Source organism: Ruminococcus sp. (genome assembly GCF_017549005.1).
GTDB lineage: Bacteria > Bacillota > Clostridia > Oscillospirales > Ruminococcaceae > Ruminococcus.
In genome coordinates this window covers 51,099-66,055 of record NZ_JAFYYT010000054.1, presented here as the reverse complement: position 1 = coordinate 66,055, position 14,957 = coordinate 51,099, and the positions used below count along the sequence as shown (strand labels likewise).

Here is a 14,957-nt window from a genome sequence, read left to right as displayed (position 1 = left end):
TCCTTGTCATAGGTACGCACACAGACCAATGAAGGGAATGTCAGCCTGCGTGCGTCGTATCCTATGCTTTGATTATACCTTTGAACGCTGAATTGACACTGAAAATGAGTGTCAAGGCTGTAAAACAAAAGTGAAAAATGAGTGAAAATACAGCAAAAGATCTGGCTTGTTGCCTTTAATACTGTTACTGAAATATCATAATTTGTTAGTATTATTAAAACTATTTTTATTATATGAGACTTGTCAGTTTCCTTGTTCTTAACGTCATATGGCTCATACCCGAGCTCAGAATCAAGTTCTTATTCAAGACTGCCTTCTATATTCGGCAATGTCAATAAATTTAAAACGACTACACTATTGAATTGCACCGCTTTGTTCGTACAGCATAAAGTGGCGCAGTTCATTTCAAATGTGCCTTTTTGACATGCTCCAAAATACCAATATTTGCAATCCTCATATCATTTACGTTTCCCGGGCAAGCGCATAATCCAACAAAATACGGAAATACTAACCTCACAAATTCAAAAATATTATTTGGAGGTTGGAATAAATGAAAGCAACAGGTATCGTCAGACGTATCGACGACCTCGGACGAGTGGTCATTCCTAAGGAAATTCGCAGAACTATGCGGATCCGTGAGGGCGACCCTCTCGAGATCTATACCAACAGTGAGGGCGAGGTAATATTCAAAAAATACTCCGCCATAAGCGAAATGAGCGAGAACGCAGGCTACGTAGCGGATATAATGCATAAGATCGCAGGCTGCGCCGTGCTTATTTTCGACAAGGATCACGTAGTGGCTTCCGCAGGAGCAGCACGTAAGGAGTTTTCCGAACGCCGCGCTTCCGGACAGCTTGAAGAACTCATGGAAAACCGCGGACAGTTCTTTTGTCCCGACGGCAGCACCAACAGCTTCTTCCCTGCCGAGGGAGTTGACAGGACAGCCATAGCGGCAGTACCTATCATCACGGCAGGCGATGTTTCGGGAGCTGTTGTATTTCTCACGGGCGACAAGACTAATGAAGCCACAGATATGCAGAAAAGCCTGATAAACGCTGCCGCACAGTTCCTTGCCCGGCAGATAGAGGGGTAAATAAGCCTTTAGCAATTGGCTTCATAGCCGAGAACTATGCAGGGACGCATTGTGTGCCCTCGAATATCCCTTAGTATACAGCAAAAAATGAGCCCCGAAACAGCTTTTATCACTGTTTCGGGGCTCATTATTTATTCAGTTCAATAACCGCGCTCAAAGCTCAGATACCTTGTTCCCTGGAATGTCAGCTTTCCGCGGTCGCCTTCGGCGAGCATACCGTACTCCTGTCCGCTGACCAAAAGCTCAAAACGGTCTCCGCTCTCCACCTGGAATGTCACATAATAACGTGTGGAGGACATAGCATGATATCTGGCATCTCCCAAGTAGCCCTTGTGACGTGAAACGTTCACACGCTTTGTAACGACAGAAGCGTCTACGGTAAGCCGCGGAGAATTATTATTTTTCTGCCACATAATTATGCTTCTTACGGCAGCGGCTATTATTAATCCCAATACAAGGAAAAAAACGAGAAAAAACATTATTTCGGCAAATTCAAAACTCTTATCAAAATTTTTATTGAACATAATACAGCTGACTCCAAAAATCCTATTATATCATATAAGCGAAGCGTTATGGTATAATTGTCCGATTGCAGGGAACAAATCTCTGATTTGCGTATCTGCAAGGACTTTTAAATAAAATATAATGTCATATTCCAAACGTATCCAATGCCGTTCCCTGACGGCTAATGACCAAAGCCCCGGGCAGATGATACTCGCCCCTGCATCAAGCTTCGTATTTTGGCTCGCAGGTGAGATTTATGCCAAGTCTCTTTGCAATACGCTCGTCAACCTGTGAAAGGATAACGGTGGAATGCACCTCACAGCCGCGGAGCTTCGATATCTGCTCCATAGCCTTCTTAGCGTTCTCGTCTGTATTTGCACATATCGAAAGGGCGATAAGAGTTTCGTCCGTATGCATTCTCGGGTTGCTGTTGCCGAGATGATTTACCTTGAGAGCCATTATCGGCTCGATAACGTGAGGCGACATGAGCAGTATCTCATCGTCGATATTTGCAAAGTGCTTGAGTGCATTCAGCAGCAGAGCCGAAACAGCTCCGAGAAGATTTGATGTGCGTCCCGTAAGGACAGTTCCGTCGGGAAGCTCCATAGCTGCCGCCGGGCCGTCCGTAGCCCTCTCCTTGTCGAGAGCGGCGGATACTACCTTTCTGTCCTCAACGGTGACATTTGCCTGTTTCATAAGGAGCTCGAGCTTCATTACCTCGTCTTCGGAAATAAGGCCCTTCCTGTATTCGCACATACCTGTATAATAACGGCGGATTATCTCCTGTCTTGCAGCTTCGGAAACGGCTTCGTCGTCCATAATGCAGTTTCCTGCCATATTTACGCCCATATCCGTAGGCGACTTGTAAGGAGACTCGCCAAGTATTTTTTCAAACATAGCGTTGAGAACGGGGAATATCTCAACATCACGGTTATAGTTAACGGTAGTTTTTCCATATGCTTCGAGGTGGAACGGGTCTATCATGTTGACGTCGTTAAGGTCTGCGGTAGCCGCCTCGTAAGCAATATTGACAGGGTGACGGAGAGGAAGGTTCCAGATCGGGAAGGTCTCGAACTTTGCATAGCCTGCGTCGATGCCTCTCTTGTGCTCATGGTAGAGCTGTGAAAGGCAGGTAGCCATTTTACCGCTTCCGGGTCCGGGAGCCGTAACGACAACGAGCCTGCGTGAGGTCTCGATATATTCGTTTCTTCCGTAGCCCTCGTCGCTTATTATATACTGTAAATTGGAAGGATAGCCCTTTATGCTGTAATGGTGGTAAACCTTTACTCCGAGAGCTTCAAGGCGCTTCTGAAAAGCGTCGGCAGTGGGCTGACCATCATAGCGCGTGAGAACTACGCTGCTTACATAAAGTCCGATCTTTGTGAAAACGTTGAAAAGTCTGATAACGTCTATATCATAGGTTATGCCGAGGTCGCCTCTTACCTTGTTTTTCTCGATATCGTCAGAATTGATGACAATGACTATCTCAGCGTCGTCCTTGAGCTGTAAAAGCATCTGCAGCTTACTGTCAGGCTTGAATCCGGGCAGCACTCTCGAAGCATGATAATCATCAAAAAGCTTACCGCCGAATTCAAGGTAAAGCTTGTCGCCGAACTGGGAAATGCGCTGACGGATATGCTCTGACTGCATCTTGAGGTACTTTTCATTGTCAAATCCGATCTTAAAACTCATTTTATCTTCCTCCCGTTAAACTATAATAATTTATTATATACCAATCAGCATTAAATTTCAAGTACTAAGCCGAAAAAAACTTGAGCTTTGACGTTTTTTACCGAAATACCTTTATCCTTTCAGAAAAAACAGCAAAAAACGCAAAACTTTTTTCTCTTGACAACACAAAAAAGATATGCTATTATAAATGTACAAATACTGTGAACGAATAAAACCTGTGCAGAGCCCGATACAGAGAGTTCCCGTGTGGTGTGAGGGAATGACGGCGCACAGTGACCTACATTCGGGAGTTGCCGCATTGAACGTCAGTAGGTGCGGACGGGCAGGCCCGTTACAGCTTTTCGAGTTCCGTTTATACGGAAAAATCGGGGTGGTACCGCGAGTAACTTCGCCCCCGGACAGTTCTTTCGCTGTTCGGGGGCTTTTATTTTTTCGGAAAAGAGGGAACAGCATGAAAAAACTCACAGGATATCTCTGCCTTTCGCTGACCGTGTTCCTTGTTCCGCTTCTATGCCTGTATATCGGCTTTATAAGGGCAGCGGACAATAATATCGGCTTCCCTTTTATCCGCATGACCATATGCACCCTCATCTCTCTGGCTTTTACGTCCCTGTTCACAAGATATATCCACCCTATAACCGGACTTGCAGGGCTTGACAGCGCAAAGCTCAACCTCGGCTTTACCGTTGCACTGGTCCTTTCCGTTTTCGTCCAGTACGTCACTTTCGGCGGCGAAAACGTGGGAGCCTACCTTGACGCGCTTACCGGCAGGAACGAAGGAAATGCCGGCAGAAGCTTCTACAGGTACATCAGTTATGTCTTCATGGGCGGACATATCATCATCGCTGTCCGTACCTTTATCCATTCCGCGTTTCTCGGTCTGCTGAAAGCGGTCATGAAACACGCAAAGTGAGGAAGTGAGCTGAAAATATGGGCAGATTTGAAGAACCTCCGAGAAAAAAGTTCGATCCCGACCTTCCTCCGCTGAAAAGCAGAGTGGTAGCTTATATTGTATGCGTTCCCCTTTGCTTTATCATGGGTAAATTCAAAGGCTTTTCCACAGTTTTCTGCGTTTCACTGACCGCGGCGGTCGCAGCTGTGCTCGCTGTTTCGGTATTTTTCGAGTGCAGGTCAAAGCGCAGGGACGCCGAGTTCAGGAACGCGGTCAGGAACGATGAGTTCCACAGCGACGAGAAATGGCAGGAAAAGTACTCGGATTATGTGCTGAAAAACGATTTTCAGCAGGTCACGGCAAGCTCCATGAAAGCCGACCTGGATCGCCGCTTTTTCAAGCCCTCTGGCGTTGTATGGCTCATAGCCGCCGCCATTTTCTTTGCGGCAGCCATAATATGCAGAGCTGCACAGAATGATATAAGAGGAGTCCTTGCGGTAAGCGGAATCCTCGCGGCAATGTGGGGCGGATTCAAGCTCCTGCACACGCCCGTAAGATCATTTATAGCCAACTGCGGCGAAAAGCTCCCCGAGATAGAGCGCTCCTACCTCAACGGCAAAATGCTCACATACCGCAGGAACGGCGAGCATTCCTGCAACAGCGGCATAAATATCGGCGGTAATTACGTCGTCATGTACTCGGACGGCATGATAATCTGCATGGACAGAGCCGAGATAGAGTCCGTAAACAAGCACATAACCAAGACAAAGCACTACGGGAACGGAGTCTACGCAGGCTCGGTATTCACGTATTCCCTTATAGTTAATCTGAAAGATCAGGACGGAAGCAGATGCACCCATTATCAGGTCGAACTCAATGAGTTCCAGGTGCAGATGGCCTATGAAGCTCTTTCCGTGAGCTCCTCCCCTTCCCTTTCTTCCATAAAAGAGCAGAAGGACAACGTTTAGCGGTTCGTTTGCAGCGAAAGGTCGTGATATACATGAAAACGCCCGACGTTTTCATTGCTTATACGCATAAAAAGCTTTTTTTCAATAAAGGCGGTGAAATATGAAGACATATACCATAATCGGCGGAGTCAACGGCGTCGGAAAGAGCAGTTTTACAGGTGTTCTTGTCCGCAAGACAGATGACCTCGGCATCATAATAGATACCGACAAGATAAATGCAGAGTTTGGCGGCGACCGCATACAAGGCGGCAAAAAGGCTGTATCTATTATTGAGGACTGCCTTGAAAAAGGTCTGAGCTTTACTCAGGAGACCACTCTTTCGGTAGTAAGAACACTCAAGACCATACGCCGCGCTATCGAGCTCGATTATCAGGTCAGGCTGTATTATATAGGTGTAAGCTCCTGTGAAGAAAGCCTGCTGCGTATTGCAAACAGGGTACGCAAGGGCGGTCACGATATCCCCTCCGGGGACGTACAGCGAAGATATGAAAAGCGTTTCAGCGACCTTACTGCAATACTCCCCTATTGCAGCGAAGCTGAGTTCTGGGACAATGAGAACGGTTTCGTCAACGTGGGAGAATACAGAAACGGAAGTCTCGTGATATATGGAAACGAGCCGCCGCAATGGCTCAAAGAGCTTGAAACCATTCTCAATGAAATCACTCCCTGAACTTTTTCATTCTTTACGGAGGTATGATATGACAGCAGAACAGTTGAACGAGCTTCTTTATTCATATGAGGAAAAAGCGGCAATCGAGCTCTTTGAATGCGATTGTACCCTTTTTTCACTGCTTTACAGTAAATACAAGGATACTCCTTACGCAGATATTCCCGATACCTTTTTTATGTTCATGGAAATAGACGGCTGGCAGGGAATGAGCCTGCGCTGCGGAGTATGGCAGTATTATGAGAGCGGATCTTACGAAAACGGAAAGCTTGAAAGAGTAAAAGCCTGTCTTGAAGCTCAGGGCGAAAAAGAAATGGCTGATATCTTTTCAATTGGCATACATGACTATACAGCCCCCGAATACGGACAGAACTTCGGCTATCCGCAGAAATGGCTGGAAGAAGCCGAAAATATCGACAGCTGGATATATGATAACGATGAATACATATATAACTGGAAACGCAGGCTCGTTTTAAGTCATAAGGACGAGATATTAAAGCTTGCTGAAGATAAATTATCAATATAAAGGAGAAATAAATAATGACTACTTTTGAAGAACTCAAGCGCAGAGGTCTCCTCGCGCAGCTCACAGACGAAAAGGAAATAGAGGAGCTTGTCAACGCCGGCAAGGCTACTTTCTACATCGGCTTCGACCCTACTGCCGATTCCCTCCATGTAGGTCACTTCATGGCTCTCTGCCTTATGAAGCGCCTCCAGATGGCAGGCAACAAGCCTATCGTCCTCATCGGCGGCGGTACTGCCATGATCGGCGACCCCTCGGGCAAGACCGATATGCGTAAGATGATGACTCCCGAGACCATACAGCACAACGTTGACTGCTTCAAGAAGCAGATGAGCCGGTTCATCGACTTCTCAGAGGACAAGGCCATCGTCGTTAACAATGCGGACTGGCTCATGAACCTCAATTATATCGAAGTTCTCCGCGAGGTAGGCGCTCATTTCAGCGTAAACCGTATGCTCACAGCCGAGTGCTACAAGCAGAGACTTGAACGCGGACTCTCATTCCTTGAGTTCAACTACATGATAATGCAGAGCTACGACTTTTACCAGCTCTTCCAGAAATACGGCTGCAATATGCAGTTCGGCGGCGACGACCAGTGGAGCAATATGCTGGGCGGTACAGAGCTCATAAGAAGAAAGCTGGGCAAGGACGCTTATGCAATGACTATCACTCTTCTCCTCAACTCCGAGGGCAAGAAGATGGGCAAGACCGAAAAGGGCGCAGTATGGCTCGATCCCGAAAAGACCACTCCTTATGAGTTCTTCCAGTACTGGAGAAACGTTGACGACGCCGACGTTATCAAGTGCCTGAAAATGCTCACTTTTGTTCCTGTCGAGCAGATCGAGGAAATGGAAAAGACAATGGAGGGCGCTCAGTTCAACGCTGCTAAGGAGCTCCTTGCATATGAGCTCACAAAGCTCGTTCACGGTGAGAAGGAGGCTGAAAAGGCAAAGGCTGCCGCAAAGGCTCTCTTCGGCGGAAGCGGCTCCAACGAGAATATGCCTGTAGCCGAGATAGACTCCGCTGACCTTACAGACGGCGCTATCGGACTTCTCAACCTCCTTGTGAAGGCTGAGCTCGCACCGTCAGTTTCAGAGGCAAGACGTCTTGTACAGCAGGGCGGTATCACTGTAAACGACGAAAAGAAGAGCGATCCCAAGGAAATGATACGCCTTGAGGGCGAAATAATAGTCCGCAAGGGCAAGAAAGCCTTCAAAAAGGTAGTTGTAAAATAAGGCGCAGAAATTACAAAATGGAAACAATTGCACAATTATGTGAATTTTTCGTTAACCCCTATTGACAAATATCATAATAAAAAGTATAATAAAGTTAATAACTTCTCTTTATTTGCACGATATGATCTGGGGGGATTGAATATGGCAAATACAAAAAAACGCGGCTTTACGCTTATCGAACTGATAGTCGTCATCGCTATTATCGGTGTTCTTTCCGCTATACTCCTGCCTGCAATGGTAGGATATGTGAAAAAGTCCAAGAGATCGTCCGATATCGCAAGCGCAAAGACCATTTATGAGTCGGTAATGACCACTATTGCAGGAAACGAGGAAGCTTCCGACGCACTGGTGGCTCAGAGTATCAAGGACGAGTCAGTTACCGTCAAATACGGCGGTACAGAGGAAAAATACACCCTCTGCATTGCCTGTACAAAGGACGGCGCCAAAAATGCAGGCGGCAACCGTTCACTCTGGAGCGGCGGCGGCGAGGAAGCGGAGCCTTTTGAAAGCGAACTCAACGCTATAGTCGGAAAGGGAAAAACTCCTATAAAGTACACTAAATCCGAGGCAGGAAAACCGCTGAACCGCTGGTTCATATGCTACCGCAAGGACGACAACTCCAAGGTCGAGATATGGATAGGCGACGGAAACAGCAATACTCCTATCTACAGGATGTACCCCGAAAGGGACAACGATTACGTATAAGCCACAAAAAAGCCATAAAGAATTACTTCTTTATGGCTTTTTCTTTATGTATCGTAATTGTAAAACGTCATAAAAACAGAAGAATTATAGCCGCAGTCCGAGAACTTCTTCTGTATGCTGTCAGCCGCCTCCGCTTTTCTGACGGTCTCCGACAGCTTTTTGTATGTATTCTTCTCCTGCTCAGTCATATCCTCCGCAGCTTTACCGAGAAGAAGCATATTGAAGTTCATTTTCAGGTCCGCAACTCCGTCAGCAACGATGTATTCTCCGCTCTGCGTCCTGAGATAATAGTAATCCACCTTGTCCGCATTGCAGACGAACATCATCTGCGACGGTATATACGAATCACAGCCCGCATATGCGCCGCCGTTATAGTCGCTTATCTTGTCCTTTTCCCTGAAAACCTTTACACGGGTTATATTCTCGGGATAATCCGTCTGCTCGCAGTAATTTATGAGATAATCCTCCCCGAGCCCGTTTTTCAGCTCATAGGTATAAGTCGGATAGTCCCTGAGTCCGCAGCCAGAAAGTATCAGGCAGAAAAGCGGCACGAACAGGATACGTCCCCTTCTGAAGCTCATATTATTCCCCCCTGTTGAATAAAAGCGTCACCTGATGCACAGATCGCTGAAATCCCTGACTGTCGTCAGCATTTCGTATCCCATGTACAGCGCAATCACAGCAAATACACCGATGCCGTACTTGATGATAGTGATGAGCACCATGTTCAGCGGTTTAACTCCGCCGACAGTCTTTATTTCCTCCGCAGGTCTGCGGTTTTTCTTTATTCTCTTCAGGGAGTTCAGTGAGAAACGGTAATAGAACCAGTTGGAGAACAGTCCGAATATCACTCTCACGACTATATCAGCCATAACGAATATCTCGCTCATCAGCTCGAGAGTAGGCTTGTTGCTTTTCAGAAAGCTTATTATATCCGAGGGAAGCCCCTTGTCATACATAAGAAGATTTGCAGGCAGATTGAATATTATCCCCAGTGACGCCGCAAGTATTGCCCAGCCCCACATTTTTCTGTTTGCGAAGAAAAGTGACGGGAACAGGAGACAGAAGAGGTTGAATGACGGCCTTACGCCCTCCTCCTTCATCTTCTTGAACTTCGGTATATAGTAGATAGTGCTCGGTCCCACAAAATCCGACATTTCCTTGACTGTCGCGCCGCCCATGTCCTCATCCGGGTCAAGTCCCAGGTATTTTATGGGATTCATCAGGTCCTCAGCGTCAGGCATTGTGAATGTATCTCTCCACGGTCTTTCGCCGTTTCCTCCCGTACTGCCGCTCTCAGGCTGTTCCTGAGCCGCGGTCAGCTCAGCTCCGCAGCGCTGGCAGGCTGTATCCGTTAGTCTGTTGGGGAAGCTGCAGAAAGGGCACACCTTGTACCGTGACGGCTTTCCCTTGCGCTCCCATTTCTCTCCCCTGGCATGAAGTTCCTCATTGGCGCACCTGTTTTTTATCTGATAGCACTCCCTGTGGTGTGGAGTTCCGCATTCGGGACATACTACTATATCGTCCTCATCTGTGAAGATATTATCGCAGACAGGGCATTTCTCTCCAATGTATCTCATATTCATGCCTCCTTTCTGATATCATTTATCGCTCTGCCTTATATTATACCACTTCTGCATGGAAAAAATCAAGCTTTTCAGTATATTATGAAGCCGCAGCCATAAAAATTCAAAAAAAATTAAAAATACTATGGCAATTCTTATCAGGTTGTGGTATAATAGTATATAGTTTTGCAAAAATAAAGCTTTTAATGATTGGAGTGCAAGCTTTATGACATACAACAGGACCGATCTTGGCGGTGGTATAGGTTTCACCTCCATTATCGACAGTAAATTCAAGACCTGTTCAATAGCTGTCTACTTCCTCACAGAGCTCAGCGCTGAAACTGCCGCTGTGAACAATCTCGCAGCAAGCATACTCACTGTCTCAAACAGCAGGTACAGAACGTATGCGGCTCTTTCGGAGAAGCTTTCCGAGCTCTACGGCGCAGGTCTCAGTTCTTCCACGCGGAAAAAGGGTGACGCACAGACCTTATGCATAAAAGCCTCATGGCTCTGCAATAAATACACTATCGACGGCGAGGACATCGGCGGAGAGATGAGGGAGCTCCTGAGAGACTGCCTTTTCGCTCCCAATGCCGAGAACGGCGCTTTCGACGGGGAATCGTTCAGGATAGTGCAGAAGGACCTCCTCGACAATATTAGCAGCGAGCTCAACGACAAGCGCACCTACGCCCTCATGCAGGCTGCAAAGACCGCATACCGCGGCGAGCCTGCCGCTACCTCAAGCTACGGCGTAAGGGAAGCAGCTCTTGCCGCAGGTCCGAAGGACGCCTACCGTGCATACAAGGAGCTCATGAGAACGGCTCAGATAGAGATATACTACGTTTCACCCGAAAAGGACGACTCTTTTGCGGAAATGTTCCGCGAAAGCTTCAAAAACACGGAAAGAGCGCCAAAAACAGTGGATTTCCGCAACCACAGCCCTCTCAAGCCCGAGGTCGAAACTGTTTCCGAGGAGTTCGACGTGAACCAGTGCAAGGCGGTACTTGCTTTCAAGACCGATTCCGACGACAGGTACGCTCTGAAAATGCTGAGCATAATCTACGGGGAAATGCCGTTTTCAAAGCTTTTCCTCAACGTCCGCGAGAAGCTCAGCCTGTGCTATTACTGCACCAGCAGCTCAGTATCGGTAAAGGGCTCGTTCTTCGTTGATATCGGCGTGGAACGCTCGAACATCGAAAAGGCAAAGGCGGAGATACTCGCCCAGCTCGAAGAGATAAAGAACGGCAATATCACCGATGAGGAGCTCTCAAGCTCGATTATGGCGCTGGACAACGCAGTACTGCAGATAGGCGATACTCCGTCCTCATATATAGGCTGGTATTTCGACTGCTTCTGCGACAGGGACCTCATAACTCCCGAAGAGCACTTCAGGCGCTTCACCGAGGTCACCAAAGAGAGGATAATACAGACTGCAAGGTCGCTGAGACCAGACAGCGTCTACCTCATGCTCAGCAAGGAGGTACAGGCTCAATGAAGAGAGAAACAATAACAAGTCAGCGCACAGGCGACAGCTGCGTACACATCAAGCACGACAGCGGACTTGATATCTATATATGTGAAATGCAGGGCTTCAGCGGTATCGACGCCCTTATCGGAACAAAGTACGGCTCTGTGAACACCATGTTCAGGACCGCCGCCGACAGCGGTTATACCACAGTCCCCGAGGGAATAGCACACTTCCTCGAGCATAAGCTCTTCGAGAACGAGGACTGCGGAGTTTTCGAGCTCTATGCAGGTACGGGCGCAATGTGCAACGCTTTCACTTCCTTCGACAAGACCTGCTATCTGTTCAGCTGCTCGAAGAATTACGAGGAAAACCTCAAAATACTCCTCGAATTTGTTCAGAAGCCCTATTTCACAAAGGAAAACGTTGAAAAGGAAATGGGTATCATCGGTCAGGAGATACAGATGACCAATGATAACCCCGAATGGCGCGTTTTCTTCAATATGCTCAGGTGTATGTACCATGCACACCCTGTAAAGACGGATATCGCAGGTACTGTCGCGAGCATTTCAAAGATAGACGCTCCCCTGCTCTACAAGTGCTACGACACTTTCTACAACCTCAACAACATGGTGCTTTCCATTGCAGGAAACATCAGCGCGGACAAGGTGCTGGAAATATGCGACAAGTACCTCAGACCCTGCGAGGACAAAGGGCTCGAAACTGTTTTCCCCGAGGAGCCCCTCGGTATCGTATCGCCCGAGATACGCGAGACCCAGCCTATCGGAGCTTCAATATTCCAGATAGGCTACAAGTGCAGACCTGCGTCGGGAATAGAGCTGCTGAAACAGGTTGCCGCCGCTTCCACGGCTTCTTCCCTGCTCACTGACCCTGCGCTCCCCATGTATGAAAGGCTTCTTAAAGACGGTATCATAAACTCCACTTTCTGCGGAGAGGTATTCTACGGGAACGGCTATTTCACCGTGATATTCTCGGGCGAATCCGAGGCCCCCGATACTATCCGCGAAGCTCTTGCCGCCGAGATAAACAGGCTCCTCACAGAGGGAATAAACGAAAAGGACTTCCAGCGTATCAAGAAATCAGCCTACGGCATGATGATAAGAGAGCTCAACAACGTGGAAGCCGTTTCAAACCTCATGCTCAACGCTCATATGGAAAACGTAGGTCCCTATGATTCCATAGAAGTGCTTTCCGAGCTCACAAGCGGCGATGTAACGGAATTCATGAAAAATGAAATGCACAGTGACAGATGCGTTCTGTCTGTAATAGGAAAGGAGACTGAATAATGACTACTGAAACATTTCTGGAAGAACACGAAATAGTCTTTCCGAAGCTTGGCTGGTCTTTCCACATCGACCCGACTGCCTTTACCATTTTCGGCTTTGAGATACAGTGGTACGGCATAATCATAACTCTCGGACTTATCCTTGCGTTATGCTACGTGCTGCCGAAAATGAAGCGCTTCGGTATCGACTACGACAGAGCCATAGACGTTATAATCTGCGGTGTCATCGGCGGAATAATCGGCGCAAGAGCCTACTACGTCCTGATGAAATGGGACGAGTACAAGTGGGACTGGAAAGCCATTATCAACACCCGCAACGGCGGACTTGCCATATACGGCGGTATCATAGGCGCGTTCCTTGTGGGATATATTGTCGCGAAGATACGCAAGGTCAGGGTGCTCCCCATGCTGGATATAACAGTCATAGGACTGCTCCTCGGACAGGGTATCGGACGCTGGGGCAACTTCATCAATCAGGAAGCCTTCGGCGTGAACACGGACAGTATACTCGGTATGACAGGCGGTACAATACAGCGCACTATCAGCAATAATATGCAGATAGGCGGCGATATGTACTTCAATAACGTGAAGGTGCTGTGGGAAAATCCCGTTCACCCATGCTTCCTTTACGAATCCGCATGGTGTCTGCTGGGATTTGCAGTCCTTGCCTTCCTGTCAAAGCACAGAAAGTACGACGGACAGATATTCCTCATGTACCTTACATGGTACGGCGCAGAGCGCTTCATAGTAGAGGGACTCCGCACGGACAGCCTCATGCTCGGAAATATCCGCATATCACAGGCTCTTTCGGCAGTACTCTTCGTATTGTCCGTAATTTTGCAGATACTCCTCTTCGCAAGGAGAAAACGTGACCCCGAGAGCATGACGCTCTATGTAAATACGGAGGAATCACACCAGCTTATCGAGGAATCGCGCAGAAAGCGCATGGGAATGTCCCATGAGGACGCAAAGATCGGCGACGACAAGGATCTCGATATACTTAACGATGACGATGACGACTTCGATATGTCGGAACTGGACGCCCACGACGATGACGATGACGACTACGACGATGAGGACGAGAACAGCAGCGACGAAAAGCACGAAGCCGACAGCCCGGCTGAAAAGTCCGGGGATAACAAGGAGGATAAATAAAATGGCACAGATCATTGACGGAAAAGCAGTTTCAGTAGCAGTAAAGGCAGAGGTTGCCGAGGAAGCTGCAAAGCTCAAGGAAGAAAAAGGACTCAAGGTAGGTCTTGCGGTTGTTATCGTAGGCAACAACCCTGCCTCAAGAGTATACGTCAACAATAAAAAGAAAGCCTGCGAGGCAGTAGGCTTCCAGTCATTCGAGTACGCTCTCGAGGAATCCACCACACAGGAACAGCTCCTCGACCTTGTAAACGTACTCAACCGCGACGACAGGGTAAACGGTATACTTGTACAGCTCCCCCTGCCCAAGCACATCGACGAAAAGGCAATAATCAACGCTATCTCCCCCGACAAGGACGTTGACGCATTCCACCCTGTCAACGTGGGCAGGATAATGATAGGCGACTACGCTTTCCTCCCCTGCACTCCCGCAGGCGTTATGCGCCTTATAGAGAGCACAGGCACGGATATCACAGGCAAGCAGTGCGTAGTCATCGGCAGAAGCAATATCGTAGGCAAGCCCCAGGCTATGCTGCTTCTCCAGAAGAACGGAACTGTTACTATATGCCACTCCAAGACCAAGAACCTCAGGGAAGTATGCCTCGGCGCTGATATCCTTGTAGTTGCTATCGGAAAAGCTAACTTCGTTACAGGCGATATGATAAAGGAAGGCGCTGTAGTTATCGACGTGGGCATGAACCGCCTTGACAACGGCAAGCTCTGCGGAGATGTAGAGTTCGAGTCCGCAGAAAAGAAGGCTTCGTTCATCACTCCCGTACCGGGCGGCGTTGGTCCCATGACTATCGCAATGCTCATGAAGAACACCCTCACAGCCGCTAAACAGCAGGCAGGGATAGAATGAGCCTTTAGCCGTTAGCAGAACTAAGAGCTAAGCCGTGTAGGGGCGGATATTATCCGCCTGAAAAATAAAAGCGCAGCAGGTATTATCCTTGCTGCGCTGTGTTTTTTATGGGAGCCAGGACATCTTTACTTTGGTCAGGAACCGTCGTTAAAGAAAAATCTGTAGCCGCTGTTTGCTATAAGTTCCTCCGGCGTTGTTTTGTCAGGAATGGAAAGCTCGATTCCCTGACCGGTTTCCGCATCTGATGTCTTATCCCATAAAGTTGTCACGGACGCGGATTTTTGTCAGACTTCATATTGATTTTTCTTATTACTAATGCTATAATTGT

15 protein-coding genes and 1 other annotated feature are annotated in these 14,957 nt (G+C 47.9%); of the genes, 11 read left to right on the top strand and 4 right to left on the bottom strand.

Annotation, left to right across the window (positions count from 1 at the left end; translation table 11 throughout):
* Positions 1-550 precede the first annotated feature (550 nt).
* Complete coding sequence (locus IKW96_RS13505; RefSeq protein WP_296575959.1) at positions 551-1,093, top strand: stage V sporulation T C-terminal domain-containing protein; 543 nt, start codon at positions 551-553, stop codon at positions 1,091-1,093.
* Between the two features lie 140 nt (positions 1,094-1,233).
* On the opposite strand, the gene IKW96_RS13500 is transcribed toward IKW96_RS13505, so the two are convergent.
* Both IKW96_RS13500 and IKW96_RS13495 read right to left on the bottom strand, forming a co-directional pair.
* Entirely contained in the window at positions 1,234-1,617 is a 384-nt protein-coding gene (locus IKW96_RS13500) for a DUF2500 domain-containing protein (RefSeq protein ID WP_296575956.1), read from the bottom strand.
* A 202-nt stretch (positions 1,618-1,819) separates the two neighbouring features.
* Positions 1,820-3,289 (bottom strand): DUF1846 domain-containing protein, encoded by a 1,470-nt coding sequence (locus IKW96_RS13495; protein WP_296575953.1) that lies wholly within the window; start codon positions 3,287-3,289, stop codon positions 1,820-1,822.
* 191 nt (positions 3,290-3,480) lie between these two features.
* Positions 3,481-3,688: a binding site (T-box leader), on the top strand.
* A 52-nt stretch (positions 3,689-3,740) separates the two neighbouring features.
* Between IKW96_RS13495 and IKW96_RS13490 the strand changes: the two genes are divergently transcribed.
* The 6 genes from IKW96_RS13490 (at position 3,741) to IKW96_RS13465 (ending at position 8,279) form a co-directional block, all read left to right on the top strand.
* Entirely contained in the window at positions 3,741-4,202 is a 462-nt protein-coding gene (locus IKW96_RS13490) for a hypothetical protein (RefSeq protein WP_296575948.1), read from the top strand.
* A 17-nt stretch (positions 4,203-4,219) separates the two neighbouring features.
* The gene (locus tag IKW96_RS13485; RefSeq protein ID WP_296575945.1) at positions 4,220-5,149 is read left to right on the top strand and encodes a hypothetical protein; all 930 of its coding nucleotides are present in this window, start codon (positions 4,220-4,222) and stop codon (positions 5,147-5,149) included.
* Positions 5,150-5,249: 100 nt separating this feature from the next.
* Positions 5,250-5,819, top strand: coding sequence for a hypothetical protein (locus tag IKW96_RS13480; protein ID WP_296575941.1), 570 nt, complete (start codon positions 5,250-5,252; stop codon positions 5,817-5,819).
* A 28-nt stretch (positions 5,820-5,847) separates the two neighbouring features.
* On the top strand, positions 5,848-6,342 hold the full coding sequence (locus IKW96_RS13475; RefSeq protein WP_296575938.1) for a hypothetical protein: 495 nt from the start codon (positions 5,848-5,850) through the stop codon (positions 6,340-6,342).
* Between the two features lie 14 nt (positions 6,343-6,356).
* A complete protein-coding gene (gene tyrS, locus IKW96_RS13470; protein WP_296575935.1) occupies positions 6,357-7,574 on the top strand; it encodes a tyrosine--tRNA ligase in 1,218 nt (405 codons plus the stop codon).
* A gap of 141 nt (positions 7,575-7,715) precedes the next feature.
* Complete coding sequence (locus IKW96_RS13465; protein ID WP_296575933.1) at positions 7,716-8,279, top strand: type II secretion system protein; 564 nt, start codon at positions 7,716-7,718, stop codon at positions 8,277-8,279.
* 44 nt (positions 8,280-8,323) lie between these two features.
* On the opposite strand, the gene IKW96_RS13460 is transcribed toward IKW96_RS13465, so the two are convergent.
* Both IKW96_RS13460 and IKW96_RS13455 read right to left on the bottom strand, forming a co-directional pair.
* The gene (locus IKW96_RS13460) at positions 8,324-8,860 is read right to left on the bottom strand and encodes a hypothetical protein (protein WP_296575931.1); all 537 of its coding nucleotides are present in this window, start codon (positions 8,858-8,860) and stop codon (positions 8,324-8,326) included.
* A gap of 27 nt (positions 8,861-8,887) precedes the next feature.
* Positions 8,888-9,859 carry an RING finger protein gene (locus IKW96_RS13455; RefSeq protein ID WP_296575928.1) on the bottom strand — a complete coding sequence of 324 codons (972 nt, stop codon included), beginning with the start codon at positions 9,857-9,859 and terminating at the stop codon, positions 8,888-8,890.
* A gap of 211 nt (positions 9,860-10,070) precedes the next feature.
* On the opposite strand from IKW96_RS13455, the gene IKW96_RS13450 reads away from it, so the two are divergent.
* From IKW96_RS13450 to folD, 4 genes are read left to right on the top strand one after another with little or no spacing between them, the layout of a single operon-like run.
* The gene (locus tag IKW96_RS13450) at positions 10,071-11,339 is read left to right on the top strand and encodes an insulinase family protein (RefSeq protein WP_296575925.1); all 1,269 of its coding nucleotides are present in this window, start codon (positions 10,071-10,073) and stop codon (positions 11,337-11,339) included.
* On the top strand, positions 11,336-12,616 hold the full coding sequence (locus tag IKW96_RS13445) for a pitrilysin family protein (RefSeq protein ID WP_296575922.1): 1,281 nt from the start codon (positions 11,336-11,338) through the stop codon (positions 12,614-12,616). Before IKW96_RS13450 ends, IKW96_RS13445 begins: the two co-directional genes overlap by 4 nt.
* Positions 12,616-13,770 carry a prolipoprotein diacylglyceryl transferase gene (gene lgt / locus IKW96_RS13440; RefSeq protein WP_296575919.1) on the top strand — a complete coding sequence of 385 codons (1,155 nt, stop codon included), beginning with the start codon at positions 12,616-12,618 and terminating at the stop codon, positions 13,768-13,770. The genes IKW96_RS13445 and lgt overlap by 1 nt, the downstream gene beginning before the upstream one ends.
* A 1-nt stretch (position 13,771) precedes the next feature.
* The gene (folD, locus tag IKW96_RS13435) at positions 13,772-14,629 is read left to right on the top strand and encodes a bifunctional methylenetetrahydrofolate dehydrogenase/methenyltetrahydrofolate cyclohydrolase FolD (protein WP_296575917.1); all 858 of its coding nucleotides are present in this window, start codon (positions 13,772-13,774) and stop codon (positions 14,627-14,629) included.
* Positions 14,630-14,957: the final 328 nt, after the last annotated feature.

What these genes read in the sequence shown, in the direction of transcription:
- IKW96_RS13505 (WP_296575959.1), top strand. Translation starts at nt 551, where the DNA reads ATGAAAGCAACAGGTATCGTCAGACGTATCGACGACCTCGGACGAGTG.
- IKW96_RS13500 (WP_296575956.1), bottom strand. Translation starts at nt 1,617, where the DNA reads ATGTTCAATAAAAATTTTGATAAGAGTTTTGAATTTGCCGAAATAATG.
- IKW96_RS13495 (WP_296575953.1), bottom strand. Translation starts at nt 3,289, where the DNA reads ATGAGTTTTAAGATCGGATTTGACAATGAAAAGTACCTCAAGATGCAG.
- IKW96_RS13490 (WP_296575948.1), top strand. Translation starts at nt 3,741, where the DNA reads ATGAAAAAACTCACAGGATATCTCTGCCTTTCGCTGACCGTGTTCCTT.
- IKW96_RS13485 (WP_296575945.1), top strand. Translation starts at nt 4,220, where the DNA reads ATGGGCAGATTTGAAGAACCTCCGAGAAAAAAGTTCGATCCCGACCTT.
- IKW96_RS13480 (WP_296575941.1), top strand. Translation starts at nt 5,250, where the DNA reads ATGAAGACATATACCATAATCGGCGGAGTCAACGGCGTCGGAAAGAGC.
- IKW96_RS13475 (WP_296575938.1), top strand. Translation starts at nt 5,848, where the DNA reads ATGACAGCAGAACAGTTGAACGAGCTTCTTTATTCATATGAGGAAAAA.
- tyrS (WP_296575935.1), top strand. Translation starts at nt 6,357, where the DNA reads ATGACTACTTTTGAAGAACTCAAGCGCAGAGGTCTCCTCGCGCAGCTC.
- IKW96_RS13465 (WP_296575933.1), top strand. Translation starts at nt 7,716, where the DNA reads ATGGCAAATACAAAAAAACGCGGCTTTACGCTTATCGAACTGATAGTC.
- IKW96_RS13460 (WP_296575931.1), bottom strand. Translation starts at nt 8,860, where the DNA reads ATGAGCTTCAGAAGGGGACGTATCCTGTTCGTGCCGCTTTTCTGCCTG.
- IKW96_RS13455 (WP_296575928.1), bottom strand. Translation starts at nt 9,859, where the DNA reads ATGAGATACATTGGAGAGAAATGCCCTGTCTGCGATAATATCTTCACA.
- IKW96_RS13450 (WP_296575925.1), top strand. Translation starts at nt 10,071, where the DNA reads ATGACATACAACAGGACCGATCTTGGCGGTGGTATAGGTTTCACCTCC.
- IKW96_RS13445 (WP_296575922.1), top strand. Translation starts at nt 11,336, where the DNA reads ATGAAGAGAGAAACAATAACAAGTCAGCGCACAGGCGACAGCTGCGTA.
- lgt (WP_296575919.1), top strand. Translation starts at nt 12,616, where the DNA reads ATGACTACTGAAACATTTCTGGAAGAACACGAAATAGTCTTTCCGAAG.
- folD (WP_296575917.1), top strand. Translation starts at nt 13,772, where the DNA reads ATGGCACAGATCATTGACGGAAAAGCAGTTTCAGTAGCAGTAAAGGCA.